This is a genomic window from Salipiger sp. IMCC34102 (assembly GCF_004145405.1).
In the GTDB taxonomy this organism is placed as follows: domain Bacteria; phylum Pseudomonadota; class Alphaproteobacteria; order Rhodobacterales; family Rhodobacteraceae; genus Loktanella.
Genome location: NZ_SELQ01000009.1, coordinates 23,979 through 50,712, shown reverse-complemented (window position 1 = coordinate 50,712; position 26,734 = coordinate 23,979). Strand labels below are relative to the sequence as shown.

Here is a 26,734-nt window from a genome sequence, read left to right as displayed (position 1 = left end):
CCCTCCTAAGGGGTTTCGATTGAAAACTGATCCTCTGCGGGGCAGGTGGTCCGAACACGCTGGCTGGCCCCCGTCTTGGATGGGGCTTTTATAGCGGGTCGTTTGCGTCAACTTTTGGACGGGGGTGGCGCATTTTCGTGCGGTGCCGATCTTGCCCGAGGAAATCTTTCAACGGTCTGATAAAATTCGTAAATATTTCCTCTACCGGACGTAGCTGCCCCCGGATGTGGCGGAAATGAGGTCAATCGGCATCGGTTTGCACCGGCTTTTGCCAGGCACGTTCAATTTTCCCGCCCGATCTGCTTCACTGCTGGAAAATACATGTCGAGCAGGACATTCGGATGCTGACCTCCCTTTGCCGCGCGATCGCGCTTGCGACGACACTCTGCGCGTCTTCGAGCTTCGCGCAGGACCGCTTGCAGCCCGATTTTACCTTCAAACGGGTGGGACTGCCCGAGAAGGGCGCGCGGCGATTGACGATCCAGATTGACCCCGCCGCGCCCTCGGCCACGATGCGTCCCGACCGCGCGGACCGTTCCGCGCCCCCGTCTTCCGAGGTTCTGGCCGTCGTTCCCAAGCCGTCCGGGCTGGAGTGGTTCTGGAGCCATGTCTCCGCCGACCGGGCGGCCAGCGGGCCGGGACGCCTGCAGGAGGCGCTGCGGGTCATGGCCGATCCGCCCGAAGGCAAGGCGGTCCCCACGCCGCGCCTTCAGGAGCTCAACGAGATCGCGCGCCTGCATGGCATCGACATCATCCGCGCCACGGTCGGCACCCGCGTCTCGCCCGCGCTGGTGCTGGCACTCATCGCGGTCGAGAGCAGCGGCCGCGCGGATGCGGTCAGCGGGGCGGGGGCGCAGGGGCTGATGCAGCTGATGCCCGACACCGCCGCGCGTTTCGCGGTGGTCGACAGCATGGTGCCTGCACAGAATATCGCGGGGGGCGTGGCCTACCTTGACTGGCTGATGGGGCACTTCGACGACGACCCGATCCTGGTGCTCGCAGGCTACAATGCGGGCGAGGGGTCGGTGCGGGACGCGAACGGCGTTCCCCCCTATCCCGAAACCCGCGGCTACGTGCCAAAGGTGCTCGCGGCCTTTGCCGTGGCGCGCAACCTGTGCCTGACTCCGCCGGAGCTGGTCAGCGATGGGTGCGTCTTCGCGGTGAACACCGCGGGATAGGGGCGGCCCGGGAAGGGGCCGGCCCGGTTTGTATCACGCGACGATGGTCGCTTCGGTGGCGGCGCAGATCTCGTCCTCGGTCACACCATCGGCGCATTCGACGATTCGCAGGCCGCCCTCGACCACGTCCAGCACGCCCAGGTTCGTGATGATCCGGTCCACGACGCCCGCGCCGGTCAGCGGCAGGGTGCAGGACTTCAGAAGCTTCGTCTCGCCCTTCTTGTTCTGGTGGTCCATCACGACCACCACGCGCTTGACGCCCGCCACCAGGTCCATGGCCCCGCCCATGCCCTTCACCAGCTTGCCGGGGATCATCCAGTTCGCCAGATCACCGTTCTCGGCCACTTCCATGGCGCCCAGGATCGCGCAGGCGATCTTGCCGCCGCGGATCATCCCGAAGGAGGTCGCGCTATCGAAATAGGCAGTCCGCGGCAGTTCGGTGATCGTCTGCTTGCCCGCATTGATCAGGTCGGCATCCTCCTCGCCCTCGATGGGAAAGGGGCCCATGCCGAGCATCCCGTTCTCGGACTGCAGGGTGATGTCCTTGTCGCCCACGTAATTCGCCACCAGCGTCGGAATCCCGATACCGAGGTTCACGTACATGCCGTCTTCGAGTTCTTCCGCCGCACGTGCGGCCATCTGATTGCGATCCCAGGGCATTACGCGTCCTCCTTCTTGCGCGTGGTGCGCTGTTCGATGCGTTTCTCGTGCTCTCCCTGCACGATGCGGTGCACGTAGACGCCGGGCAGGTGGATGTGGTCGGGATCGAGCGAGCCGCGGGGCACGATCTCCTCGACCTCGGCGACGCAGATCTTGCCGCACATGGCGGCGGGCACGTTGAAGTTGCGCGCGGTCTTGCGGAAGATCAGGTTGCCGGTGTCGTCCGCTTTCCAGGCCTTCACGATGGCGAGGTCCGCGACGATGCCGCGTTCCATGATGTAGGTCTCGCCGTCGAAGTCCTTGTGGTCCTTGCCCTCGGCGATCTGGGTGCCGACGCCGGTCTTGGTGTAGAAGCCGGGAATGCCGGCGCCACCCGCGCGCATCCGCTCGGCCAGCGTGCCTTGCGGGTTGAACTCAACCTCGAGCTCGCCATCGAGGTACTGGCGCATGAACTCCGCGTTCTCGCCGACGTAGGACGACATCATCTTCTTGACCTGCTTGGTTGCCAGCAGGATCCCGATGCCGAAATCGTCCACGCCCGCGTTGTTCGAGGCGAAGGTAAGGTTCGTCACGCCCGCATCCTTGATGGCCTGCAGCAGCAACTCGGGAATGCCGCACAGGCCGAAGCCCCCGGCGGCGATCAGCATGTCGTCGCGCAGCAGACCGTCGAGGGCCGAGGCAGCGCTGTCATGGATTTTCTTCATGGATTCACCTCGCAAGATTGTTGCGGCCGAACGTGACGCCACGTCGCAGAAGTGTCAACGCGCGGCGCCGCATGCGAGCGGTATCATTCGATCACATCGTCGGACGCCGGGCTTGAAGCTGTCTTCTTTGGCGCTGCTTTTTTCGGTGCGGGCTTCTTGGCCGCCGGCTTTTTGGTCGTTGTCGTCTTGGCGGGAGCTTTCCTGGTCGCCGTGGCCTTGGTCGTCTTCTTGGCGGCAGTCTTCTTTGGCGCTGCTTTTTTCGTGACCTTCTTGCCGGACTTTGCGGCCCGCTCCGCGATCAACTCCACCGCCTGGTCCATCGTCAGGTCGGCAGGATCGATCGTGTCGGGGATGGTGGCGTTGATCTTCTCCCACTTCACGTAAGGCCCGTATTTCCCGTCGTGGATATTCACCGGTCCGCCGGCTTGCGGGTGTTCGCCCATCTCGCGGATCGGGGTCGCGGCCTTGCCACGATTGCCGCGGCTTGCGACCTTTTCGGCCAGCAGTTGGACGGCGCGGTTCATGCCGACCGTCCAGACGTCCTCCAGCTCTTCGAGGTTCGCGTTCGTGCCGCCCTTGTGGGACGTGGTTTCGGCGTGTTTGATGTAGGGTCCGTAGCGGCCGATGTTGGCCCAGACGTTCACGCCGTCCTCGGGGTGTTCTCCGATCAGCCGGGGCAGGGCGAGCAGGCGCACGGCCTCTTCCAGCGTGACCGCTTCCGGCTCCCATTCCTTCGGCACCGACTGGCGTGGCGGTTTCTTGTTGTCCTCCGTCACCGGACCGCGCTGGGCATAGGGGCCGAAGCGGCCCTTAAAGATGCGGATCTCGTCGCCTTGGTCTTCCCCCAGAAGCTTGCCGTCGGGCGGGATGGCCGAAGCCTCTGCCTCGGGGTCCGGCGGACCGAAGGGGCGGGTGTAGCGGCACTCGGGGTAGTTCGAGCAGCCGATGAAGGCGCCGCCCGCGCGGGCGGTACGCATCGACAGCCGCCCTTCGCCGCAGTTGGGGCACAGGCGCGGATCGCTGCCGTCATCGGTCGGCGGGAAGAGGTGCGGCTCCAGCACCTCGTTGATCTTGTCGAGCACCTCTCCGATGCGCAGATCCGCCGTCTCGGCGATCGCGGCGGAGAAATCGCGCCAGAATCGCTCCAGCACCTTCTTGTAATCCGCCTCTCCCGCGCTGACGGAATCGAGCTGGTCCTCCAGATCGGCGGTGAAATCGTATTCCACGTAGCGGTGGAAATAGTTCGACAGGAAAGCCGTCACCAACCGGCCCTTGTCCTGCGGAATCAAGCGGTTGCGATCCTTCTCGACGTAGCCGCGATCCTGGATGGTGGTCACGATCGAGGCATAGGTCGAGGGCCGTCCGATGCCGAGCTCTTCCATCCGCTTGACCAGTGTGGCCTCGGTGTAGCGGGGCGGCGGCTGCGTGAAGTGCTGCTCGGCGTCGACGCTGTCCTTGAGTGCCTTCTCGCCCTGCTCGATCTGCGGCAGGCGCTTGTCGTCCTCGTCCGGGGTGTCGTCACGGCCTTCCTCGTAGACACGCAGGAACCCGTCGAAGAGCATGACCTGGCCCGTTGCACGCAAACCGACCTGACCGTCGGCGCTGCCCACGTCCACGGTCGTCCGTTCCAGCCTGGCCGCCGCCATCTGGCTGGCAAGCGTGCGTTTCCAGATCAGGTCATAGAGCTTGCGCTGGTCCGCATCCGAGATCTTTGCGTCCTCTGCGCTGACGGACATATCGGTCGGGCGCACGCATTCGTGCGCCTCCTGCGCGTTCTTGGCCTTGTTCTTGTAGACCCGCGCCTCCGACGGCACGTAATCGCGACCGTAGCGGGCGGCAATGGCGTCGCGCGCACCGCTGACTGCTTCGGGGGCCATGTCGATGCCGTCGGTCCGCATGTAGGTGATGAGCCCGGCTTCATAGAGGCGCTGGGCCACGCTCATGCAGTGCTTGGCGCCCATGCCGAACTTGCGGCTGGCTTCCTGCTGCAGGGTCGAGGTCATGAAGGGCGGGCTGGGATTGCGCGAGGCGGGCTTCGCCTCGACCGCGGTCACGGTCAGATCGCGGCTTTCCACGGCGGCGACGGCCATCTCGGCCTGGGTTGCGTCGGTCAGCGTGAACTTCTCGACCTTCTTGCCCTTGAAGGTCGTCAGCCGCGCCTCGTAGGTCATGCCCCGCGCATTCTTGAGCACCGCCTTGACGGTCCAGAACTCCTGCGGGCGAAAGGCCTCGATCTCCATCTCGCGCTCGACGATGAGCCGCAGGCAGACCGATTGCACGCGCCCCGCCGACTTCGCCCCCGGCAGCTTGCGCCACAGCACGGGAGAGAGGTTGAACCCCACGAGGTAGTCGAGCGCGCGGCGGGCGAGGTAGGCCTCGACCAGCGGCGCGTCGACCTGGCGCGGGGTCTTCATGGCCTCGGTCACGGCCGTCTTGGTGATCGCGTTGAAGACCACCCGTTCCGCCGACTGGATCTTCAACCCGCGCTTGTTCTGAAGCTCCTGCTCAAGGTGCCAGCTGATCGCCTCCCCCTCGCGGTCAGGGTCGGTGGCGAGGATCAGATTGGGGTCTTCCTTCAGCGCATCCACGATCGCCTTGATGTGTTTCTTGGAGTCGCTCGCGACCTCCCAGATCATGCGGAAGTCGTCGTCGGGATCGACGGACCCGTTCTTGGGCGGCAGGTCCCGGACGTGACCGTAGGAGGCGAGAACCGTGTAGTCGGATCCGAGATACTTGTTGATTGTCTTGGCTTTGGCAGGCGATTCGACGACGACGACTGGCATGAAGATCCTGCTCGCAGGGCTGGGGTATTGGCCGCGCACCATGTGGCGGTTGGCTTGGGGATGTCAATGGAAGCCCCCAGGCCATGGGCGGGATCTGATCTGGAAGGGGGGGGCGTCCGCCGATCGGCTCAGGACACCAGCGCCAGCATGCCGCCGGGCTGGCGGACTATCTTGCCGTCCAGTTCGAGGTCGACCAGCACGGGGGCGACGTGCCCGGGGCGTGCATCCAGATCGCGGATCAGCTGGTCTTCCGCGATCGGCGCGGGGGAAAGTCGGTCGAGGATACGCGCGTGCAGCGCCGTCGCCTCGGCCAAGGAGCGCGACGGGGGCGGGGGTGGAAGGTCGGACATCGCCTGCGCCACGGGCGCGTCCGGTGCGCTGGATGTCGCGCCCCCCCGCGCCGGTGGCGGAGCGGCGAGTACCCGTTCACCTGCCGCCCGGGCGGGTCGACCACTGTCGGCGGGGGCGTCGTCGGTTATCGCGGGGCCCACGGCCTCGATCACGTCCCGCGCGCCGCGCACCAGGCCCGCGCCGTCGCGGATCAACAGGTTGCAACCCGCGGCACGCGCGTCGAACGGATGCCCCGGAACGGCCAACACCTCCCGGTTCTGGTCCAAGGCATTGCGGGCCGTGATCAGGCTGCCGGACCTTGCGGCGGCTTACACCACGACCACCGCGCGCGACAGGCCCGAGATGATGCGGTTGCGCGCGGGAAAATGGCGCGCCCGCGGTTGCAGTCCCATGGCCCCTTCCGAAATCCGCAACCCGCGATCGGCGATCGCGTGAGCCAGATCGGTGTTTTCCGCCGGGTAGATCGTATCAACCCCACCGGCCTGCACCGCCACCGTGCCGCCCTCCAGGGCCGCGGCATGTCCCGCCGCGTCCACCCCCCGCGCGAGGCCCGAGATGACGACGTATTTTTCTTGCGAGAGTTCGTGCGCCAGTTTCCGTGCCATCCGCAACCCGAGGGAAGAGGCATCCCGCCCGCCCACGAGAGCGATCATCGGTCTGTGGAGGAGCGACAGATCGCCGAGCGCCCAGAGGAACGGCGGGGCATCGTCCGAGTCCGTCAGTGTGGCGGGGTAGGCGGGCGTGCCCCACAGGACCGGTTTCGCCCCGGCGGCCCGGGCGGCGCGCAACTCCGCCTCGATGACCTCGGGGGGGCAGATGCGGTAGTCCGTGACGCCTGCCTCGCGCGCGATGTCCGGCAAGGCCCTCAGGCTTTCGGCGGCGCTGCCGTGATCGGCCATCAGCCGGTGCCAGGTCGTCGGACCGACCCGGCGCGAGCGCAGCAGACGCAGGCAGTCGAAAATAACGTCTTCCGGCGGGGGGATCAGGGGAGTCTGCGAAAGGTTGGCCAAGATCGAATCTGCCCGCGTCTGCTACCTCCCCAGATTACGGGCAGCTTCATTAATGAAACGTGAATCGGCCCTGGGTCCCATCGCTCAGGCCGATCCGCCGACGGTCAGGCCGCCGATCAGAAGGCTGGGTTGGCCCACGCCGACCGGCACCCATTGACCGGCCTTGCCGCAGTTTCCGATCCCGGGATCGAGGGCAAGATCATTGCCTACTCCGCGGATCTTCTGCAACGCCGTCGCACCGTCGCCGATCAGCGTGGCGCCCTTGACCGGCGCCCCGATGCGACCGTCCTTCACGCGGTAGGCCTCGGTGCAGGAGAAGACGAACTTGCCGTTGGTGATGTCGACCTGCCCGCCGCCGAAGCCCACGGCGTAGATCCCGTCCGCGAGATCGGCGACGAGGTCCTTCGGATCGGCCGCGCCCGGCTGCATGAAGGTGTTCGTCATCCGCGGCATCGGCGCATGGGCGTAGCTTTCCCGGCGCCCGTTGCCGGTGGGTTCCACCCCCATCAGCCGCGCGTTCTGGCGGTCCTGCATGTAACCCACGAGGATGCCATCCTCGATCAGCACGTTGCGGGCAGAGGGCGTCCCCTCGTCGTCCACCGTGATCGACCCCCGGCGGTCGGGGATCGTGCCGTCGTCCAGCACCGTCACCCCCTTTGCGGCGATCTGCTGGCCCATCAGCCCCGCGAAGGCGCTGGCCCCCTTGCGGTTGAAATCGCCTTCCAGCCCGTGGCCGATCGCCTCGTGCAGCAGGATGCCGGGCCAGCCCGGTCCGAGGACCACGTCCAGCACGCCGGCGGGTGCCGGTTCCGCCTGCAGATTGACGAGCGCGATGCGCAGCGCCTCTCGCGCGGCGCCTTGCCAGTGTTCCGGCGCGATCAGTCCCAGAAGCGACGCACGCCCGCCGCCGCCCATGGACCCGGCTTCGCGCCGACCGTTCTCTTCCACGATGACGCTCACGTTGATCCGGCTCATCGGGCGGGCATCCTGCACCAGGGCGCCGTCGGGGCGCAGGATCGAGACCTCCTGCAGGGACGCCGCGAGCGACGCCGTCACCTGCACCACCCTGGGATCGAGGTCGCGGCAGAAGGCGTCGATCTGGCGCAGAAGGTCTATCTTGGCCGGAAAGCTCGCCTCGGAGACCGGGTCGACGTCGCTGTAGAGCCGCTCGTTCGTGCCGCGCGGCCCCTCGGCCAGGGTACCGCCTCCATCGCCCACCGCCAACCGGGCGGTGGCCACAGCGCGCTTCAGGGCGGTCTCGTCCAGCGTCGTGGAATGGGCATAGCCTGCCGTCTCTCCCCGGACGGCGCGCAACCCGAAACCTTCGGAGGCATCATAGCTCGCCGTTTTCACGTGGCCGTCGTCCAGCACCAGCGCCTCCGACCGGCGGCGTTCGACGAAGAGCTCTCCGTCATCGGCACCGCGGGTTGCCTCCTGCAGGTGGGCGAGGGCCGCGTCGCGGTCGAAGTGGGTGTCGAACGGGCGGAAGGGGGCGTCGGACATGGAAGGCTCCTGACAGGATAGAGAGAGGACGAGGAAACCCGGACCGCCAAGCGTCCGATTGCCGCAACCGGGGTTCTTGAGTTGTCCGTCAGGATATGGGACATGGGGGCCAACTTACAACGGGACTCGGGGTCCCTTGCGCACGCCGCGCACAGCCAGAGGGATGCGACAATGGGTCTGAGCAACATCGCCAAAACCGGATGGGCCACGCTGGGCCTGACGCTGGCCACCGGCACCGCCTGGGCGCAGGACGTGTCCGCTGATCTGCCGGTCATCGGCGCGCCGACCCCCGGTGGCATCGGGTTCCAGGAAGCCGCGACCTCGATCGCGCGCGACGTGCACTGGCTCGACGGTCTGCTGCTGGCGATCATCGCGGGCATCACGCTCTTCGTGACCGGCCTGATCGCCTGGGTCGTGCTGAAGTACAACAGCAAGGCCAACCCGACGCCCGCCCGCTTCACCCACAACTCCCCGCTGGAGATCGCCTGGACCGTCGTGCCCATCGTGATCCTGGTGTTCATCGGGGCCTTCTCGCTGCCGGTGCTGTTCAACCAGCAGGAAATTCCCGAAGGCGACGTGACCATCAAGGTCACCGGCTTCCAGTGGTACTGGGGCTACGAATACGTCGACGACGGCGTCTCGTTCGAATCCTTCATGCTGGAGCCCGACGAGCTCGAAGAGTACGGATATACCGAAGACCTCTACAAGCTGGCCGTCGACCAGCCGGTGGTGGTGCCCGTCGGCGCCACGGTGGTCATGCAGCTGACCGGCGCGGACGTGATCCATTCCTGGACCATCCCCGCCTTCGGCGTGAAGCAGGACGCGGTCCCGGGTCGTCTGGCCCAGCTGTGGTTTGAGGTCGATCAGGAAGGTGTCTACTTCGGCCAGTGCTCCGAATTGTGCGGCGTCGATCATGCCTACATGCCGATCGCGGTGAAAGCGGTCAGCCAGGAAGAATACGACGCCTGGCTGGTCGAGGCGCAGGCCCAGAACCCCGCCTGATCCACAAGGGGCGCCTTGACGTCCCGGCCCACGTCGAACATTGCGGCCTTGCCCGACCGGCAAGGCCGTCCGCCCATCCGAAGGTCGCCTGCCCATGTCCGATTTGAGCCTGCACGAGACCGTCTCCGAAACCCCCGTCGAAGCGCAACTGGGCGACTATTTCGCCTTGCTCAAGCCGCGCGTGATGACGCTCGTCGTCTTCACGGCATTGGTGGGGATGATCGTCGCCCCGGGCAGCGTGCATCCGTTCATCGGTTTCGTGGCGATCCTGTGCATCGCGGTCGGTGGCGGGGCCTCGGGTGCGCTGAACATGTGGTGGGATGCCGACATCGACGCCCGCATGCGCCGCACCGCCAAGCGTCCGATTCCCGGCGGCCGGGTCGAGGCGGGCGAGGCCTTGGCACTGGGCCTGGCCCTTTCGGGGTTTTCGGTCGTGCTCTTGGGGCTGGCCACGAACTTCCTGGCCGCAGGGTTGCTGGCCTTCACGATCTTCTTTTATGTCGTGATCTACTCGATCTGGCTGAAGCGGGCCACGCCGCAGAACATCGTGATCGGCGGGGCCGCGGGTGCCTTCCCCCCGATGATCGGCTGGGCCGTGGCGACGGGGGGGATCTCCGTCGAATCGGTGCTGATGTTCCTGCTCGTCTTCATGTGGACACCACCGCATTTCTGGGCGCTCGCGCTTTTCGTGAAGTCCGACTACGGTGACGCGGGCGTGCCGATGCTGACGGAAACGCACGGTCGCCGCGCGACGCGCAACCACGTGCTCGCCTATTGCCTCCCGCTCGTGGTGGTCGCCCTGGGACTGGGTGTCACACCCATCGGCGGCTGGATCTACTTGGCGACCGCCGTCGTGATGAATATCTGGTTCCTGAAAGGGTGTTACGAGATCTGGCGCCGCACAGAGGCGCAGGCCGAGGCCGACAACTACAAGGTCGAAATCCGCACCTTCAAGATCTCGCTCTACTACCTGTTCGCGCATTTCGGTGCGCTCTGGATCGAAGCCGCGCTGCGGTGGGGAGGCCTTTAGATGGCACTGAAAGTCGAGCATGAAATCCACCAGCGTCGCCGCGGTCGCAACACCGGCGTGGGCCTGCTTCTGCTGGGTTTTCTGGTGATCGTCTTCGGCTTGACGGTGGTGAAGGTCCTGCAACTGGGTGACGCCCGGCAATTCGAAACCTACGACCACGTGGCGCGGCCCCAGATCATCCCGCAGGAGGACAGCGAATGACCTTGTTTCCCCGCCTCAAGGGAGCGCAGCGCACGCTGGCGCAACTGGTGACGGTCGTGGTGGTGATGGGGGCGCTCGCCTGGGCCTCGGTCCCGTTCTACAGCTGGTTCTGCCGGGTCACGGGCTTCGGCGGTGTCACCAACGTGGCAGAGGCCGGCTCGGACACGATTCTCGACCAGACCATCACCGTGCGCTTCGACGCCTCGCTCGACCGCGACATGCCCTGGACCTTTACCCCCGCCCAGCGCGAGATGGAGTTGCGCATCGGCGAGACGGGCCTTGCCTTCTACGAGGCGCACAACCCGACCGATCGCCCCGTGGCCGGCCAGGCGGCCTACAACGTCACCCCCTACGAGGCCGGCGGGTTCTTCGACAAGATCGAGTGCTTCTGCTTCACCGAGCAGGTCCTGCAGCCGGGCGAGACCGTGATGATGCCCGTGAGCTTCTTCGTCGACCCCGGCATCGTCGAGGATCGCGACGCGAAATACGTGCATACGATCACGCTGGGCTACACGTTCTACGAGATCGACATGCCCGAACAGCAGGCGGCCCTGGCGACTGATACCTTGACCGCCACGCCGGGCGCCGCCATAGACGACAACTGAAGACAGCCGCAGGGGAACAGCCGCCAATGGCCCACGAGAAAGACCATGACTACCACATTCTGCCGCCTTCGGTCTGGCCGTTCCTCGGCGCCGTGGCGGCCTTCATCATGCTCTTCGGCGCGGTGCTCTGGATGCCCAAGCAAGGCGGCGGTCCCTGGATGTTCCTGGTGGGCCTCGCGCTGACGCTCTACGTCATGTACGCGTGGTGGTCCGACGTGGTCACCGAAAGCAACGTCGGCGATCACACGCCGGTCGTCCGCATCGGCCTGCGCTACGGCTTCATCATGTTCATCATGTCCGAGGTCATGTTCTTCGCCGCCTGGTTCTGGTCGTTCTTCAAGAACGCCCTCTATCCCATGGGTCCCGACAGCCCCGCCGTGGACGGCGTCTGGCCGCCCGTGGGCATCGAGACCTTCGACCCGTGGCACCTGCCGCTCATCAACACGCTGATCCTGCTCTGCTCGGGCGCCGCCGCCACCTGGGCGCACCACGCGCTGGTCCACGAGGACAACCGTCAGGACGTGAAATACGGCCTGATGCTCGCCGTGGCACTGGGTGCGATCTTTACCGTCTTCCAGGCCTACGAATACAGCCACGCCGCCTTCGGCCTGTCGGGCAACGTCTATGGCGCGAACTTCTTCATGGCGACGGGCTTTCACGGCTTCCACGTGATCATCGGAACCATCTTCCTGCTCGTGTGCCTGTTCCGCGTTTACGCGGGCCACTTCACGCCCGAGAAGCATGTCGGCTTCGAGGCCGCGGCCTGGTACTGGCACTTCGTGGACGTGGTCTGGCTGTTCCTTTTCGCCGCCGTCTACGTCTGGGGCGGCTGACGGCGGACGTCGCCGATTGAGCCATCGCGATCAGGGCGGTCCCAAGGGCCGCCCTTTTTCGTAGGAATGGGCGCAAGCCCGGGCGTCCGCTTCCCTCGGGTCGTGCCTTTCCTCCCTTCACCCCTTGCGAGATGTGCGTTAAGCCGCTGTCACCGCAACTTGAGGCACTTCGTGCGAAAACTCGTCTTTCCGATCCTGTTGGCAATCGCCGGGGCCGGGGTGCTGATCGCCCTTGGCGTCTGGCAGTTGCAGCGGCTGTCGTGGAAAACCGATATCCTGACCCGGATCGAGGCCGAGATCGCGGCCGACCCGGTCGCGATTCCTACCGATCCGACCGAGAGTGACGACGAATACCTTCCCGTCACCGCGACGGGGGCCTTCACCGGTGATATTTTGCACGTCCTCGTCAGCACCGAGGAAACAGGCGCCGGCTACCGCACGATCAGCGGGTTCCGAACGCCCGACCGCCTGATCCTCGTGGACGCGGGCTTCGTCGGGCTGGATGCCCGCGGCACGTCTTTGCCCGAAGGGAAGATCACCGTCACCGGCAACCTGCTCTGGCCGGACGAAGTCGATCGCTTCACGCCAGAGCCCGAGGATGGCTTGTGGTTCGCCCGCGACCTGCCCGCCATGGCAGCGGCGCTGGGGACCGATCCCGTTTTGCTGGTCGCCCGCGACCTGCCGGGGCCGACCCGTCCGATGCCAGTGGGAACGGCGGGCATTCCCAACGACCACGCATCCTACGCGGTCACGTGGTTCCTGCTGGCCGCCGGTTGGCTGGCCATGTCCGGCCTGTTCATCGCCCGCTCGCGACACCCGAAGGAGACTTGATCCATGCGCTACATCTCGACCCGCGGTGACGCGCCGACCCTCAGCTTCGAGGAGGCGATGCTGACCGGCCTCGCCCGCGACGGGGGCCTCTACGTGCCGGAGGAGATCCCGACGCTGGATGCGCAGACCATCGCCGCGATGGCGGGGCAAAGCTACGAGGAGGTCGCCTATACCGTCATGCGCCCCTTCGTCGGAGAGACCTTCACCGATGTCGAATTCCGCGATTTGATCGCGCGCGCCTACGCAGGCTTCGGTCACGCCGCCCGCGCGCCATTGGTGCAGCTTGCGCCGAACCATTTCCTGCTGGAGCTGTTCCACGGGCCGACGCTGGCCTTCAAGGATTTTGCCATGCAGCTGATCGGCCAGATGTTCGAAGCGGCGCTGACCCGCTCGAACAGCCGCGTCACCATCGTGGGCGCGACCTCCGGCGACACCGGGTCTGCCGCGATCGAGGCGTTCCGGGGGTTGGAGGCGGTAGATGTCTTCATCCTCTACCCCCACGGCCGGGTGTCGGAGGTGCAGCGTCGCCAGATGACCACGCCGTCCGAGGACAACGTCCACGCCATCGCCGTCGACGGGGATTTCGATACCTGCCAGGCAATGGTCAAGGACATGTTCAACGACTTCGATTTCCGCGACAGCGTTCGACTGGCGGGGGTGAACTCGATCAACTGGGGCAGGGTGCTGGCCCAGGTCGTCTATTACTTCACCGCCGCCGTCAGCCTCGGCACGCCGCAGCGAAAGGTCAGCTTCACGGTGCCCACGGGCAACTTCGGGGACGTCTTCGCGGGCTATGTCGCAAAGCGCATGGGGCTGCCGATCGCGGATCTGGTGGTGGCGACCAACACCAACGACATCCTGCACCGCACGCTGGAAACCGGCGCCTATACCAAGGAAAGCGTGACGCCCACGATCAGCCCCTCGATGGACATCCAGGTCAGTTCCAACTTCGAACGGGCGCTGTTCTACGCCTACGGCCAGGACGGCGGGGCGGTGAAGGCCCAGATGGAGGATCTGAAGTCCGGCGGTTTCACGGTCAGCCAGGGGGCTATCGACGCCCTGCGCGACACCTACCTGTCCGGTCGCGCCTCCGAAAACGAAACCCGGGCCGCGATCACGCGCTACCACGCCCGTCACGGGGAACTGCTTTGCCCGCATACCGCCGTCGGCACCCACGTGGCGGAGGCGCACTTGGGCACCGTTCCGATGGTCACCCTCGCCACGGCACATCCCGCGAAATTCCCCGACGCGGTCGAGGCCGCGACCGGCCTCCATCCGCCCTTGCCCCCCCGCATGGGGGACCTGTATGACCGCCCCGAACGGATCACGCGGGCCAAGGACCTTGACGCCGTGAAGTCCATCATCACGGATCGGATCGCGTCTTGACCATCGAGCTGCACACGCTGTCCAACGGGTTCCGCATCGTCACCGAAACCATGCCCGGCCTGGCCTCTGCCTCGGTCGGGATCTGGGTGAACGCCGGGGGACGGCACGAGACACCGACCCAGAACGGCATCGCGCATTTTCTGGAACACATGGCCTTCAAGGGGACGCACAAGCGCACGTCGCTCCAGATCGCGGAGGCGATCGAGGACGTGGGCGGCTACATCAACGCCTATACCAGCCGCGAGGTGACGGCCTATTACGCGCGGGTGCTGGAATCGGACGTGGCCCTCGGCCTCGACGTGATCGCCGACATCCTACTGAATCCCTTGTTCGAGGACCGAGAGATCGAGGTCGAGCGCGGCGTCATCCTGCAGGAGATCGGCCAGGCGGTGGATACGCCCGACGACATCATCTTCGACTGGCTGCAGGAGACGGCGTATCCCGACCAGGCTCTGGGGCGCACGATCCTGGGTCTCGAAGAGCGTGTCTCGACCTTTACGCGCAACGATCTGAAAGGCTTCGTCAGCCAGCACTACGGCCCCGACCAGATGATCCTCGCCGCGGCGGGGGCCGTGGACCACGATGCACTGGTCACACAGGCCGAACGCCTCTTCGGGCACCTGCCGCGCTCGCCCCAGCCCAGCGTGATCGAGCCTGCCCGCTTCGTCGGCGGCGAGCGGCGCGAGAACAAGGCGCTGGAGCAGGTCCATTTCGCCATGGCCTTCGAGGGACCGACCTACCGCGACCCCGAGATCTATACCGCGCAGATCTACGCCACGCTGATGGGCGGCGGCATGTCCTCGCGCCTGTTCCAGGAGATCCGCGAAAATCGCGGGCTGTGCTACACGCTTTTCGCGCAGGCCGGCGCCTACGAGGATACGGGGCTGACGACGCTTTACGCCGGCACCTCGGCGGAGGATATCGGCCAACTCGCGACCGTGACCATGGACGAGCTCAAGCGTGCGGCAGGCGACATCGCCGCCCCCGAGGTCGCCCGCGCCCGCGCCCAGATGAAGGCCGGTCTGCTGATGGGGCTCGAATCCCCCGGCCACCGGGCCGAACGACTGGCGCGCCTGCTTGCGATCTGGAATCGGATCCCGCCGCTGGCCGAAACCATCGAACGGATCGATTCCGTGACGACCGGCGACGTGCGCGCCTTTGCCGAAGGCATGCTGACCTCCGGCTCTGCCCTGACGCTCTACGGTCCCGCCCATGACGCGCCCATGCTGGATGCGCTGCGGGCGCGGCTCGTCGCCTGATGCTGGGGCGCGGCCGCAAGGTCCGGCTCGAAACCGAACGCATGACCCTGCGCGCGCCGGTCCATGCCGACTTCCGCGCCTGGACCGCCCTGCGCCGCGACAGCCAGGACTTCCTTCAGCGCTGGGAGCCGACCTGGGCGTCGGACCACTTTTCGCGCAAGAGCTTCACCAACCGCGTCTACTGGTCCCAAAGATCGATCCAGCAAGGGACCGCCCTGCCGCTGTTCCTGATCCGGCGGTCCGACGACATGCTGCTGGGGGCGATCACGCTCGACAATATCCGCCGTGGTCCGGCCCAGGCGGGCACCACGGGCTACTGGATCGGCGCGCCCTTCGCCCGGCAGGGCTACATGCGCGAGGCCATCGCGGGGCTCGTGCATTATGCCTTCACCACCCTCGACCTGAGCCGGATCGAGGCCGGATGCCTGCCAGAGAACACCGCCTCGCGCCGTCTTCTGGAACAGACTGGCTACAAGTACGAAGGGGTCGCGCAAAGTTACCTGCAAATCGACGGGCGCTGGCGCAATCACGTGCTCTACGCCAACTTGCGGCACGACCGGCGCGGCAAGACCGAAACGGGCTGAGACGGGGATCGGGATGTTCACCTCTGCCGATGATGACACGCTCGCCGACCTGCGCGCCCGGTTGCCTGCCAAGGCGTTCCGCGACGTCTCCGACGCGTATCTCACCGAACCGCGTGGCCGCTACCGGGGCCGCGGGCTTGTGGTGGCGCCGGGCACGACCGAAGAGGTCTCGACCGTGCTGGCCTACTGCAATGCGCACCGGATCGCGGTCGTCCCCTACGGCGGTGGCACGGGGCTGGTCGGCGGCCAACTGACGGGGGAGGGCGCGCCGCTGATCCTGTCGCTGGAACGGATGACGGCGATCCGCGACCGGTTCTTGTCCGAGAACGTGCTGGTGGTCGAGGCGGGCGCGATCCTCGCCGATGTGCAGGCCGAGGCCGAGGCCATGGGCCGCCTGTTCCCGCTCTCGCTCGCCTCGGAAGGATCGGCGCGGATCGGTGGGCTCTTGTCCACCAACGCGGGCGGCGTCAACGTGCTGCGCTACGGCAACGCGCGCGCGCAATGCCTGGGGCTGGAGGTCGTGCGCGCCGACGGATCGGTCTGGCACGGGCTCAGCCGCCTGCGCAAGGACAACACCGGCTACGACCTGCGCGACCTGTTCATCGGCGCGGAAGGCACGTTGGGGATCATCACGGCGGCGGCCCTGCGTCTCGTCCCGCGGCCTGTGGGGATCGGGGCGGCGCTGTTGGCCGTGCCGTCGCCGCAGGCGGCGCTCGATCTGCTCGGTCTGGCGCAGGAGCGGCTGGGGGACGGCATTTCCGCTTTCGAGATCATCCACCGCCAAGGCCTCGATTTTCTGGACGAAGTGGGGCCGCAGGTGAAGGCCCCCTTCGCCGCGCGGCCTGACTGGATGGTGCTGATCGACCTGGGCCTGCCTGCGGGGCTGGCCCCCGACGCGGCGTTGGAGGCGCTTTTCGAGGCGGCTTTCGAGCGCGACCTAGTAACCGATGGCGTCATCGCGCAATCGCTCGCGGACCGTCAGGCGTTCTGGGATATTCGCGAGCAGATCCCCGAGGCGAACCGCCGGATCGGCTCGGTCAGTTCGCACGACATCTCCGTCCCGCTTTCGGCGGTGCCGGAGTTCATCGAACGCGGCGGCACGGCGCTGGCGCGGATCGGGGACATGCGGATCAACTGCTTCGGCCACCTGGGCGACGGCAACCTGCATTACAACGTCTTCCCCGCGGCGGGCCGGGACAGGTCCGACTACGAGGACAAACGGACGGCGGTGAAGGCCTGCGTCCACGACCTGGCCCACGCGCTTGGCGGATCGGTCAGTGCGGAACACGGGATCGGTCGGCTGAAGGTCGGGGATCTGGAGACCTATGGTGATCCGGCGAAGCTTGCGATGATGCGCGGCATCAAGGACGCGCTGGACCCCAACGGGATTCTCAATCCCGGCGCGGTGCTGCGGGCGCGTTAACCCTTTCTTAATCGGAATCACGCAATTTCAGGCCTGCGGCAAAGCCGTTGCGTGTGTGGACACTGCCTCCGCTGCGGGCCTCGAACGGGCCAGGTCGGAAAACCGGCGCAGCGGGGTGCAGGTCACGCGCCGGCGTAGGCGCACAAGGCGTGGACATCCATCCCCATCGCCTCGAGTTTCGCGCGGCCGCCCAGGTCCGGCAGGTCGATGATGAAGGCGCAGCCGACGACCTCTGCTCCCAGCCGCTCGCACAGTTTGATCCCGGCTTCCGCCGTGCCACCGGTTGCCAGAAGGTCATCCACGATCAGGACGCGCTCGCCCGGTTGCAGGGCGTCGTCGTGGATCTCGACCACCGCCTCGCCGTATTCGAGGGTATAGGCCTGTTCGATCGTCGCGGCCGGCAGCTTGCCTTTCTTGCGGATTGGCACGAACCCCTTGGACAGTTGATGCGCAAGCGCGCCGCCCAGGATGAATCCCCGCGCCTCCAATCCTACGACGCGGTCGATCTGCATGCCCGCGTAGGGGTGCAGAAGCTGGTCGATGGCGATGCGAAAGCCGCGCGGATCGGCGAACAGCGTGGTGACATCGCGGAACATGATCCCCGCGTGGGGGAAATCGGGGATCGTGCGGATATAGTCTTCGACGGTCTTCATGGGTGTCCTTCGGGTCAGAACGCGGCCCGTGACCGCATCGAGGTGCGGCGACAGCCGCGCAAGGAACCGCTCCGGCAGGTCCGGCTTCGTTTGTGAGGCCTGCCCGCGGGTCGCGCAACCACTTATCCCGCAGCCAGGGGTGACAACCGCGCGTCGGCGGCTTACAGGCACCCCGACATCACGAAACGACAGGATTCCCCGCATGGCCCGCCGCGCGCTCTTGGCGAACTTCGCCGATTCCATTGCCTTGACCGACCCCAGTGCGCCGCTGACCGCGGGCCGGTTGCGGATCGAGGTCCTTTCGGGCCTGACCGTCGCCCTGGCCCTGGTGCCCGAGGCCGTGGCCTTCGCCTTCGTGGCGGGCGTCGAACCCCTCGTCGGGCTTTATGCGGCCTTCATCGTGGGGCTCGTGACGGCGCTGATCGGCGGACGTCCTGGCATGATCTCGGGCGCGACGGGCGCGCTGGCGGTGGTGATGGTCAGCCTCGTCGCGGTGCACGGGGTGGAATACCTCTTTGCGACCGTGGTGCTGATGGGGCTGATCCAGCTTGTGGTGGGGATCATGCGTTGGGGCAAGTTCATCCGTCTGGTACCGCACCCGGTGATGCTGGGCTTCGTCAACGGTCTGGCCATCGTGATCTTCCTGGCACAGCTCACGCAGTTCCAGGTGCCCGGCACCGCAGAGGCGACGGGCCACGGCATGGCCGGCGGCGACTGGCTGTCCGGACCGCCGCTCTATGCCATGCTGGCGCTGACGGCGCTGACCATGGCGATCATCTGGCTGATGCCCAAGCTCACCAACTTCGTCCCCGCGCCGCTGGCGGGCATCGGGATCGTGGCGGCGATCGTGATTCTCTTCGGCATCGACGTGCCGGTGGTGGGGGATCTCGCCTCCATCGAGGGCGGCTTGCCGCCTTTCCATATCCCCGCCGTTCCGCTGACATTCGAGACGCTGGGCATCATCCTGCCCTACGCGCTGATCCTCGCGGCCATCGGCCTGATCGAAAGCCTGCTGACGCTCAACCTGGTGGGAGAGATGACCAACCAGCGCGGCGGCGCCAGCCAGGAGTGCATCGCGCAAGGTGCGGCCAACACGATCACCGGCTTCTTCGGCGGCATGGGGGGCTGCGCCATGATCGGGCAGTCGATGATCAACGTGAAATCCGGTGGGCGTACGCGGGTGGCGGGGATCGCGGCGGCGCTGTTCCTGCTGGCGTTCATCCTCTTCGCAAGCGGTCTGATCGCTCAGATCCCGCTGGCCGCCCTCGTAGGCGTGATGTTCATGGTCGTGATCGGGACGTTTGCCTGGAACAGCTTCTCAATCATGCGCAAGGTGCCGAAGTCCGATGCCTTCGTCATCGTTCTGGTCACGGTCGTCACGGTGATGACCGACCTTGCCACCGCGGTGCTCGTCGGCGTCGTGGTCAGCGCGCTGGTCTACGCCTGGGGCAACGCCAGCCGGATCTTTGCCAACACTTATACCACGCCCGAAGGGGCAAAGGTCTACCAGGTTCAGGGGCCGCTCTTCTTCGGCTCCGCCGAGGGCTTCAACGAGATGTTCCGCCCGCAGGAGGATCCGGGCCTGGTGATCGTGGACTTCCAGAACAGCCGCGTCGTCGACCAATCCGCCCTGCAGGCGATCGAGGCCGTCGCCGCCAAATACGAGGCCGCGGGCAAGCAATTGCAACTGCGGCACCTGTCGCGCGATTGCCACCGGCTGCTGTCGAAGGCGGGGCACCTGATGGTCGACAGCGACGATGACCCCGATTACGCGCTCGCCGTCGATTACTCGGTGCGCACGGGCGTTCTGGGCGGCGGCCACTGACACAAAACCTGTCCGGCGTGCGCGATCATCGCGCGCCGGACAGGCTTAGCTCGGAACGCTGTCACTCCCCGGGACGGTCCATCGAGAAAAGCTCGGTCACCGCGGCGAAATCGCGATACCCCAGGCGGCTGACCGGGTTGAAGGTCGTCACGTCGAACTGACCGTCGCGCAGGCAGGCCTCGTCGATGCGCACGCCCACGACCTCTCCGAAGACGGCGGTGTTGTAGGTGCCTTCGAGCGGCACGATCTGGCGTAACTCGCATTCCAGCACGGCGGGCGCTGCCACGACATAGGGGCAGTCGATGGTGTCGCACTGGCCCTTTTCCAAACCCGTCAACTCGAACTCGTCGGTGTCGGCGGTCCAGCTGCCCGAACTGTCGTTCATCTGCTTGGCGAGCGCCAACGACACCACGTTGCAGGCGAAGACGCCGGTTTCGCGGATGTGCGCGAGGCTGTCCTTGGCGCCGTCTCGGTCCGGCTTGTTGCCGATCGATGCGAACATGACCTGCGGCGGCGTATAGGCCACGGCGTTGAAGAAGGAATAGGGGGCCAAGTTGTCCCGTCCGTCCGACCCGCGGGTCGAGATCCAGCCGATGGGCCGGGGCGACACGATGGCGTTGAAGGGGTTGTGCGGCAGCCCGTGGCCGTCCTTGGGGCGATAGAACATCGGTCTCTCTTTCATCCGGTTGCGCGGCAAGTTAGCCTGTCAGGCAGCACTGGCCAGACGGAATGATGCACAGCTCTTCGATCATCACCGCACCCGAACGACCCGACGATTGGTGGGAGGTCGAGGCCCTGTTCGACCTGTGCTTCGCGCCCGGGCGCACGGCGTTGTCCTCCTACCGCCTGCGGGATGGCGTGGACCCGGTGCCGGAACTCTGCCTCGTGGCGCGGGACGGCGATGGCCAGGTGGCGGGCGCGATCCGGCACTGGCCGGTCCAGGTGGGCATGAAGCGGGCGATCCTGCTGGGACCCGTCGCGGTCCACCCGACCCACCAGGGCGAGGGGATCGCCGCCCTGCTGATCTGGCGGTGCCTCGAACGGGCGGCCAAGGCGGGCCATCCGCGGATGATGCTGGTGGGGGATGCGCCCTATTACGGCCGTTTCGGGTTCCGAAAGCTTGAGGGCGTGGTCATGCCGCCGCCGACCAACCCCGACCGCGTCCTGGGCATCGCCCTGCGGCGCGGCGGATGGGACGGTGTCGAGGGCGAGGTCGCGCCCGCCCGCGATTGCAATGCGGCGCAGACGACATAGGTTCTCCCTCGATCCCTCGGAGGCTGCCATGACACCCATCGACGCAGATGATTACGAGCCCCTGACGCAGGAGGTGCAGACGGACGTTCAGGCGCTGGCCCGCAGGCAGCAAAGGGCCAACGGCGTGCTGATGCGCGCGATCAACTTCGTGGGCGGTCAGGTGGACGATACGCTCAAGCTGTTGCCCAAGGGCGCACGCGGCCAGATCGACTCCGCGGCGCGGCATGCGTTGCAGCGCAGCTTCGACGTGGCGGCGCGCTCGCGCGAGGGTTTTGCGGGGCAGGCGGTTCGTACCGACGCGGCGCACAAGGCGCTGGCCACGCTGTCCGGCGCGCTGGGGGGCGTCGGGGGGCTGCCGACCGCTCTGGCGGAACTTCCGGTCGCCACCACGATGATCTTCCGCGCGGTCCAGGGCGTTGCCGAAAGCTATGGAGAGGACCCGCTCTCGCCCGAGACGCGGTTGGCGTGTCTGGGCGTCTTCGGCGCGGGCGACGTGGCGGGTGACATGGGTGTCGACACCGCCTTCATCGGCGCACGGCTGGGGCTCACGGGGGCGGCGGTGCACGGGCTGATCGCGCGGGTGGCACCGAAGTTCGCGGCCGTGCTGACGCAGAAGCTGGCGACCCAGGCCTTGCCGCTGATCGGGGCGGCGGCCGGGGCGGGGACGAACTACGCCTTCACCCAGTACTACGTCGAGATGGCGCATGTGCATTTCGGCCTGCGCAAACTGGCCCGCCAGCATGGCGAGGAAAAGGTGCTGGACCAGTTCCACGCGGCGCTGAACGGTACCGCCGCCCCGGTGGTGCGCCAAGGCTGAGCCAAGGACGGGCCGCTACATGTGCCCCTTGAGGTAGGCGCTGACAGCTTCGCGTACCGTCAGCTCTCCGCTATGGCGGGCCTGGGCCATGACGTCGCGCACCTCGCCCAAATGGACCCGGCGCAGCAGGTGCTTGACCGGACCGACCGAGGTGGGGCGCATCGACAGCGAGTCGAACCCGCAGGCGGCAAAACAGATCGCCTCGATCGGGCGGCCCGCGTCCTCTCCGCAGAACGAGATCGGCGTGCCTGCCGCGCGGCACCGGCTCACGATCAGTTCGATCAGCGACAGAAAGCTGTGGTTGAGCGTGTCGTAGCGCCGCCGGACGCGCTCGTTCTCGCGGTCGGCGGCGTAGAAGAACTGCTTGAGGTCGTTGCCGCCCACCGAGATGAAATCGACCTCCTCGAAGAAGGCGTCGGGGGCGAAGGCCAGCGACGGCGTCTCGAGCATGGCGCCCACGCTGAGCGACGCTGGCAGCGGATTGCCCAGTCGACGTTCGCGCGCCAGCACCTTGTCAAGCTCCGCCCGGGCCGCCCGGTATTCCGACAGCAGCGTGATGAAGGGGAACATGACCGTCAGCGGTCCACCGGACGCGGCGCGCACCAGCGCCTGCAGTTGCATCCGCAGGATCCCCGGCTTGTCGAGGCCCACCCGGATCGCGCGCCAACCCATCGCCGGGTTCGGCTCGTCGTTGGGCTTCATGTAGGGCAGCACCTTGTCGGACCCGATGTCGAGCGTTCTGAATGCCACCGGCTTGCCGGCAGAGGCATCCATGACCCGCCGGTAGAGCGCCGACAGCTCGGAACGTTTGGGCATCTGGCTGCGGATCAGGAACTGCAACTCGGTGCGGAACAGCCCCACCCCCAGCGCGCCGGAATTTTCCAGCGATGGCAGATCGGCCAGCAGGCCCGCGTTCATGTAGAGCCCGATGGTCGTCCCGCAAAGCGTCGTCGCCGGCTCGTCGCGGATCGAGGCATAGCGTTCCTGCGCGCGGGTCTGCATCGCCAGCTTGTCGCGAAAGGCGGATTGCACCGCCTCGTCGGGGCGCAGGTGGGCGACACCCTGATCGCCGTCCACGAGGATCGCGTCGCCGTTCAGCGCCTCGGTCGTGATGCCCTTGGCGTTGATGATGAGCGGAATCGCCCAGGCCCGCGCGACGACGGTGGCGTGGCTTCCGACGGAGCCATCCTCCAGCACGATGCCGCGCAGCTTCTTGCCGTAGTCCAGCAGTTCGCCCGGACCGATGGTGCGGGCGATCAGGATCGGGTTCTCCGGCATCTCGGCGCCGGTATCGCGGCCCTGGCCGGTCAGGATGCGCAGCAAGCGGTTGGACAAATCGTCGAGGTCATTGAGCCGCTCGCGCATGTAGGTGTCGCCGCCCTGCGTCAGCCGGGTGCGGGCCAGCGATTGTTCCTTCTCGACCGCGGCCTCGGCCGTCAGGCCGGTGTCGATGTCGGCCTCCATCCGGCGCATCCAGCTGCGGGAATTGGCGAACATGCGGTAGGCCTCGAAGATCTCGACCTGTTCATTGGTCATCGAGCGGTTGCCCGACAAAAGCGCGTCAACGGAGGTGCGCAACTCCTCGACGGCGGTGCGCAGGCGCTCCATTTCGTGGGCGGGATCGTCCGAGATCGGGTTGGTCACCACCACGCGGGGATCGTGCAGGAATACACGTCCCTCGGCGGCCCCTTCCTGTGCTATGGTGCCGCGGAACATCACCGGGTGCTGGTGACGCGCCGACAGGGCCGCGCCTTCGCCGACGAAGGCGCCAAGCTCGGTCATTTCCGCCAGGACCATCGCCACGACTTCCAGCGCGTAGACCTCGTCGGCGCTGTATTCGCGCGCGTCACGGGACTGGACGACCAGCACGCCCAGCGCGTCGCCCAGCCGCTGGATCGGCACGCCGCAGAAGGAGGAATAGCGCTCCTCGCCCGTCTCCGGCATGTAGCGAAAGCCCCGGGCGCTGGGCGCGTCGGCGGCATTGATGACCCGTCGCGTGCGGGCGACGCGCCCGACGAGGCCTTCGCCCAGCCGCATCCGGGTCTTGTGCACGGATTCCTCCGCCAGGCCTTCGGTCGCGCAAAGCTCCAGCGTGTCGGCATCGCGGAACAGGTAGATCGAGCAGACCTCGGTCTGCATGGAGGAGGCGATCAGCCCGACGATCTTGTCCAGACGTTCCTGGCCTGCCGAATCGCCCGCCATCGCCTGACGCAGTCGGCCCAGCAGTTTTCGGCTTTCGCTTTCGATCGGGTCGGGCATAGGGGACGTTTCCAAAGGCAGGCCCGAACCGGGCGCAGGCTGCACTATAGAGACCCGGATCGCCTAAAGAAACACTTGGCCGTCCAGCGTCTTCGGGATCAGTCCGCCTTTTCCAGCTCGAAGGCGTCGTGCAGCGCCTGGACGGCCAGTTCCATGTACTTGCGGTCGATCAGCACGCTGACCTTGATCTCGGAGGTGGTAATGACCTTGATGTTGATGCCCTCGTCGCGCAGCGTGGCGAACATCTTGGCGGCGACGCCCGCGTGGGACCGCATGCCGATGCCCACGATGCTGATCTTGGCCACCGCCTCGTCCGCGACAAGGTCGTGGAAGTTGATCGATCCGGCCTGCTTGGCCTTCTCCATCGCATCCTGCGCGCGGCGGACCTGGTCCACGGGACAGGAGAAGGTCATGTCCGTGCGACCTTCCTCCGAGATGTTCTGAACGATCATGTCGACGTTCACCCCGGCCTCGGCCAGAGGGCCGAAGATCGCGGCGGCGATGCCGGGACGGTCCGCGACCGAGATCAGCGTCATCTTCGCCTCGTCGCGCGAATAGGCCACTCCGGCCACGACATTGCTTTCCATGATATCCTCCTCGGCGCAGACCAGCGTTCCTGCGTCTTCTGACGGTTCCTCGAAACTGGACAGGACGCGCAGTTTCACGCGATAGCGCATCGCCAGTTCCACCGACCGGGTCTGCAGCACCTTGGCCCCGAGCGAGGCCAGTTCCAGCATTTCCTCGAAAGCGATCCGGTCGAGCTTGCGCGCCTTCGAGGCGATGCGCGGGTCGGTCGTATAGACCCCGTCGACATCCGTGTAGATGTCGCAGCGCTCGGCGTCGAAGGCGGCGGCGAACGCCACCGCGGTGGTGTCAGAGCCGCCGCGTCCCAGCGTGGTGATCCGGCCCTCGGGGCTGATCCCCTGGAAGCCCGCGACGACGGCCACGCGCATCCCGTCGGCGAACTTCGCCGCGATGTTCTCGGTGGGGATCGCCTCGATCCGGGCATTGGCGTGGGCGCTCGTCGTCTGCACCGGCACCTGCCAGCCTTGCCAGCTGCGCGCGGGCACGTCCATTTCCTGCAGGCGCAGGGCCATCAGGCCCGCGGTCACATTCTCTCCGCTGCTAACGACGGCGTCGTATTCGCGCGCGTCGAAGAGCTCTGAGGTCTCGTTCACCCAGCCCACCAGCTCGTTGGTCTTGCCCGACATGGCAGAGACGACGACGATCACATTGTAGCCGTTCGCCACTTCGCGCGCGACCCGCTTGGAGGCCCGCGCGATCCGGTCGAGGTTGGCGACGGAGGTGCCGCCGAATTTCATCACGAGTGTGGGCATGAAGTCCCCCCGAAGTCATCCGAGGGGGCCTTTAGCCGACCCCGCGCCCGAGGGCAATCCGGCAGGTGCCTAGAAGGGGTGCGGGGTGCCGTCGAAGGTGCAAAATGCGCCCGTGGTGTCGACCGAAAGTTCCCCGAACCGCGCGATCAGACCTGCCGCCGAGGTGTCCGGCGTGATCGCCGCCCGGGCACCGCCCATGTCGGTCTGGACCCAGCCCGGATGGTAGATACCGACCGCGATCCCGTCTTCCTTCAGATCGACCGCAAGGTTGCGCCCGAGGTTCACCGCCGCCGCCTTGGAGGCGCGGTAGATGTAGGACCCGCCGGAGGCGATCTCGCTCGAGCCCATCTGCGAGGAGATGATCGCGACCTTGCCCTTCGCCGCGCGCAGATTTGGCAGCAGTGCCTGAACGCAAAGGAACACGCCGGTCACGTTGACCGCGAACTGCCGCGCCCAGAGGTCGGCGGGATACTCGTTCTCCAACGCCATGCCGCGATCCTCGAAGATGCCCGCGTTGCAGACCAGTAGGTCCAGCGGGCGGTCGCCGAAATCGCTGGCCATCGCACGAATGCTGCCGGGGTCGGTCACGTCGAGCCGCAGGAAATGGCCCTCGGGTGCTGCACGGTGGGTGCCGATGACCTCGTCGCCGGTCTCGGCCAGAAGGTCGAACATCGCGCGGCCCACGCCGCGGTTGGCACCGGTGATCAGTGTGGTCATGGATATCTCCCTTTCAGGTCGAACGTGTCAGTTGGTCTTGGACTTGGGCCGGAAGGGCAGCGGCAGGACGGGGACTTCATCGCGCAGCAGCGCGCGGACCTGCGCACCCGTGGCTTCTCCGTAGATCGGTCGGGCGGGGGCGGTTCCGTCGTGCTGGTCGCGGGCCTCCTCGGCGAAGGATCCGCCCACGTAGGTCGCTGTGGATTCCACGTGACGGCGCAGTTTCTCCAGCGGGGCGGGCTCTGCGGAGGGCTCCTCTGTGGCGATACGCGGTGCCATCAGGGACTTGTCCACCCGGGTCGAGCCGCATGTCTCGCAGGACAGGTGTCCCGCGCGGCGCAGCGTGTCGAAGGCGTCGGAGCTTGCGAACCAGCTGTCGAACCGGTGGCCTTTGTCGCATTGGAGGGTGTAACGGATCACGTGGTGGGTCCCTGCGGTGTCCGGCCTGATCTAGGGTCTCATGCCCTCCATTGCCACTGCAAAGGCACGCTAGGCTTGCGTCACATGAACGCGCGAGCGCCGCCCGGAA

At 66.6% G+C, this 26,734-nt stretch carries 24 protein-coding genes and 1 pseudogene; 14 read left to right on the top strand and 11 right to left on the bottom strand.

Annotated elements, in window-relative coordinates; genetic code table 11:
- Positions 1-341 precede the first annotated feature (341 nt).
- The gene (locus EU805_RS15245; RefSeq protein WP_129764844.1) at positions 342-1,178 is read left to right on the top strand and encodes a lytic transglycosylase domain-containing protein; all 837 of its coding nucleotides are present in this window, start codon (positions 342-344) and stop codon (positions 1,176-1,178) included.
- 33 nt (positions 1,179-1,211) lie between these two features.
- On the opposite strand, the gene EU805_RS15240 is transcribed toward EU805_RS15245, so the two are convergent.
- The 5 genes and pseudogenes from EU805_RS15240 to tldD form a co-directional block, all read right to left on the bottom strand.
- Positions 1,212-1,838, bottom strand: a complete 627-nt coding sequence (locus EU805_RS15240) for a 3-oxoacid CoA-transferase subunit B (RefSeq protein ID WP_129764843.1) — start codon at positions 1,836-1,838, stop codon at positions 1,212-1,214.
- Positions 1,838-2,542: a CoA transferase subunit A gene (locus EU805_RS15235; RefSeq protein WP_129764842.1), complete on the bottom strand. Its 705-nt coding sequence runs from the start codon at positions 2,540-2,542 to the stop codon at positions 1,838-1,840. Before EU805_RS15235 ends, EU805_RS15240 begins: the two co-directional genes overlap by 1 nt.
- A gap of 83 nt (positions 2,543-2,625) precedes the next feature.
- A complete protein-coding gene (topA, locus tag EU805_RS15230; RefSeq protein ID WP_129764841.1) occupies positions 2,626-5,325 on the bottom strand; it encodes a type I DNA topoisomerase in 2,700 nt (899 codons plus the stop codon).
- 128 nt (positions 5,326-5,453) lie between these two features.
- A pseudogene (dprA, locus tag EU805_RS15225) lies at positions 5,454-6,638 on the bottom strand (DNA-processing protein DprA).
- A 132-nt stretch (positions 6,639-6,770) separates the two neighbouring features.
- On the bottom strand, positions 6,771-8,189 hold the full coding sequence (gene tldD / locus EU805_RS15220) for a metalloprotease TldD (RefSeq protein WP_129764840.1): 1,419 nt from the start codon (positions 8,187-8,189) through the stop codon (positions 6,771-6,773).
- 171 nt (positions 8,190-8,360) lie between these two features.
- Here tldD and coxB point away from each other — a divergent pair, with 171 nt between their 5' ends.
- The 10 genes from coxB (at position 8,361) to EU805_RS15170 (ending at position 17,343) form a co-directional block, all read left to right on the top strand.
- Positions 8,361-9,191 (top strand): cytochrome c oxidase subunit II, encoded by an 831-nt coding sequence (gene coxB / locus EU805_RS15215; RefSeq protein WP_129764839.1) that lies wholly within the window; start codon positions 8,361-8,363, stop codon positions 9,189-9,191.
- A gap of 94 nt (positions 9,192-9,285) precedes the next feature.
- Positions 9,286-10,221, top strand: a complete 936-nt coding sequence (gene cyoE / locus EU805_RS15210) for a heme o synthase (RefSeq protein WP_129764838.1) — start codon at positions 9,286-9,288, stop codon at positions 10,219-10,221.
- Positions 10,222-10,422 (top strand): hypothetical protein, encoded by a 201-nt coding sequence (locus tag EU805_RS15205; protein WP_129764837.1) that lies wholly within the window; start codon positions 10,222-10,224, stop codon positions 10,420-10,422.
- On the top strand, positions 10,419-11,027 hold the full coding sequence (locus EU805_RS15200; RefSeq protein WP_129764836.1) for a cytochrome c oxidase assembly protein: 609 nt from the start codon (positions 10,419-10,421) through the stop codon (positions 11,025-11,027). The genes EU805_RS15205 and EU805_RS15200 overlap by 4 nt, the downstream gene beginning before the upstream one ends.
- A gap of 26 nt (positions 11,028-11,053) precedes the next feature.
- Entirely contained in the window at positions 11,054-11,860 is an 807-nt protein-coding gene (locus EU805_RS15195; protein WP_129764835.1) for a cytochrome c oxidase subunit 3, read from the top strand.
- 171 nt (positions 11,861-12,031) lie between these two features.
- Positions 12,032-12,691, top strand: coding sequence for an SURF1 family protein (locus EU805_RS15190; RefSeq protein WP_165351981.1), 660 nt, complete (start codon positions 12,032-12,034; stop codon positions 12,689-12,691).
- Between the two features lie 3 nt (positions 12,692-12,694).
- Positions 12,695-14,077, top strand: coding sequence for a threonine synthase (gene thrC, locus EU805_RS15185; protein ID WP_129764833.1), 1,383 nt, complete (start codon positions 12,695-12,697; stop codon positions 14,075-14,077).
- Complete coding sequence (locus EU805_RS15180; protein ID WP_129764832.1) at positions 14,074-15,336, top strand: pitrilysin family protein; 1,263 nt, start codon at positions 14,074-14,076, stop codon at positions 15,334-15,336. Before thrC ends, EU805_RS15180 begins: the two co-directional genes overlap by 4 nt.
- Entirely contained in the window at positions 15,336-15,920 is a 585-nt protein-coding gene (locus tag EU805_RS15175; RefSeq protein WP_129764831.1) for a GNAT family N-acetyltransferase, read from the top strand. Before EU805_RS15180 ends, EU805_RS15175 begins: the two co-directional genes overlap by 1 nt.
- A 13-nt stretch (positions 15,921-15,933) precedes the next feature.
- Positions 15,934-17,343 (top strand): FAD-binding oxidoreductase, encoded by a 1,410-nt coding sequence (locus tag EU805_RS15170; RefSeq protein ID WP_129764830.1) that lies wholly within the window; start codon positions 15,934-15,936, stop codon positions 17,341-17,343.
- Positions 17,344-17,465: 122 nt separating this feature from the next.
- Here EU805_RS15170 and EU805_RS15165 read toward each other — a convergent pair whose 3' ends face one another.
- A complete protein-coding gene (locus EU805_RS15165; protein WP_129764829.1) occupies positions 17,466-17,996 on the bottom strand; it encodes an adenine phosphoribosyltransferase in 531 nt (176 codons plus the stop codon).
- A 202-nt stretch (positions 17,997-18,198) separates the two neighbouring features.
- Between EU805_RS15165 and EU805_RS15160 the strand changes: the two genes are divergently transcribed.
- Positions 18,199-19,821 (top strand): SulP family inorganic anion transporter, encoded by a 1,623-nt coding sequence (locus EU805_RS15160; protein WP_129764828.1) that lies wholly within the window; start codon positions 18,199-18,201, stop codon positions 19,819-19,821.
- Between the two features lie 61 nt (positions 19,822-19,882).
- Here the strand turns inward: EU805_RS15160 and EU805_RS15155 are convergent, their stop codons facing one another.
- On the bottom strand, positions 19,883-20,488 hold the full coding sequence (locus tag EU805_RS15155) for a flavin reductase family protein (RefSeq protein ID WP_129764827.1): 606 nt from the start codon (positions 20,486-20,488) through the stop codon (positions 19,883-19,885).
- A 65-nt stretch (positions 20,489-20,553) separates the two neighbouring features.
- Between EU805_RS15155 and EU805_RS15150 the strand changes: the two genes are divergently transcribed.
- Together EU805_RS15150 and EU805_RS15145 are read left to right on the top strand one after the other, a co-directional pair.
- Positions 20,554-21,075 (top strand): GNAT family N-acetyltransferase, encoded by a 522-nt coding sequence (locus EU805_RS15150; protein WP_129764891.1) that lies wholly within the window; start codon positions 20,554-20,556, stop codon positions 21,073-21,075.
- Positions 21,076-21,103: 28 nt separating this feature from the next.
- Positions 21,104-21,892: an EcsC family protein gene (locus tag EU805_RS15145; RefSeq protein WP_129764826.1), complete on the top strand. Its 789-nt coding sequence runs from the start codon at positions 21,104-21,106 to the stop codon at positions 21,890-21,892.
- Between the two features lie 15 nt (positions 21,893-21,907).
- On the opposite strand, the gene ptsP is transcribed toward EU805_RS15145, so the two are convergent.
- From ptsP to EU805_RS15125, 4 genes are all read right to left on the bottom strand, one after another.
- Positions 21,908-24,151, bottom strand: a complete 2,244-nt coding sequence (ptsP, locus tag EU805_RS15140; protein ID WP_129764825.1) for a phosphoenolpyruvate--protein phosphotransferase — start codon at positions 24,149-24,151, stop codon at positions 21,908-21,910.
- 98 nt (positions 24,152-24,249) lie between these two features.
- Positions 24,250-25,488 (bottom strand): aspartate kinase, encoded by a 1,239-nt coding sequence (locus EU805_RS15135; protein WP_129764824.1) that lies wholly within the window; start codon positions 25,486-25,488, stop codon positions 24,250-24,252.
- A 69-nt stretch (positions 25,489-25,557) separates the two neighbouring features.
- Entirely contained in the window at positions 25,558-26,205 is a 648-nt protein-coding gene (locus EU805_RS15130; protein WP_129764823.1) for an SDR family oxidoreductase, read from the bottom strand.
- Positions 26,206-26,232: 27 nt separating this feature from the next.
- Positions 26,233-26,625 carry a DUF1178 family protein gene (locus EU805_RS15125; RefSeq protein WP_129764822.1) on the bottom strand — a complete coding sequence of 131 codons (393 nt, stop codon included), beginning with the start codon at positions 26,623-26,625 and terminating at the stop codon, positions 26,233-26,235.
- Between the last annotated feature and the right edge of the window lie 109 nt (positions 26,626-26,734).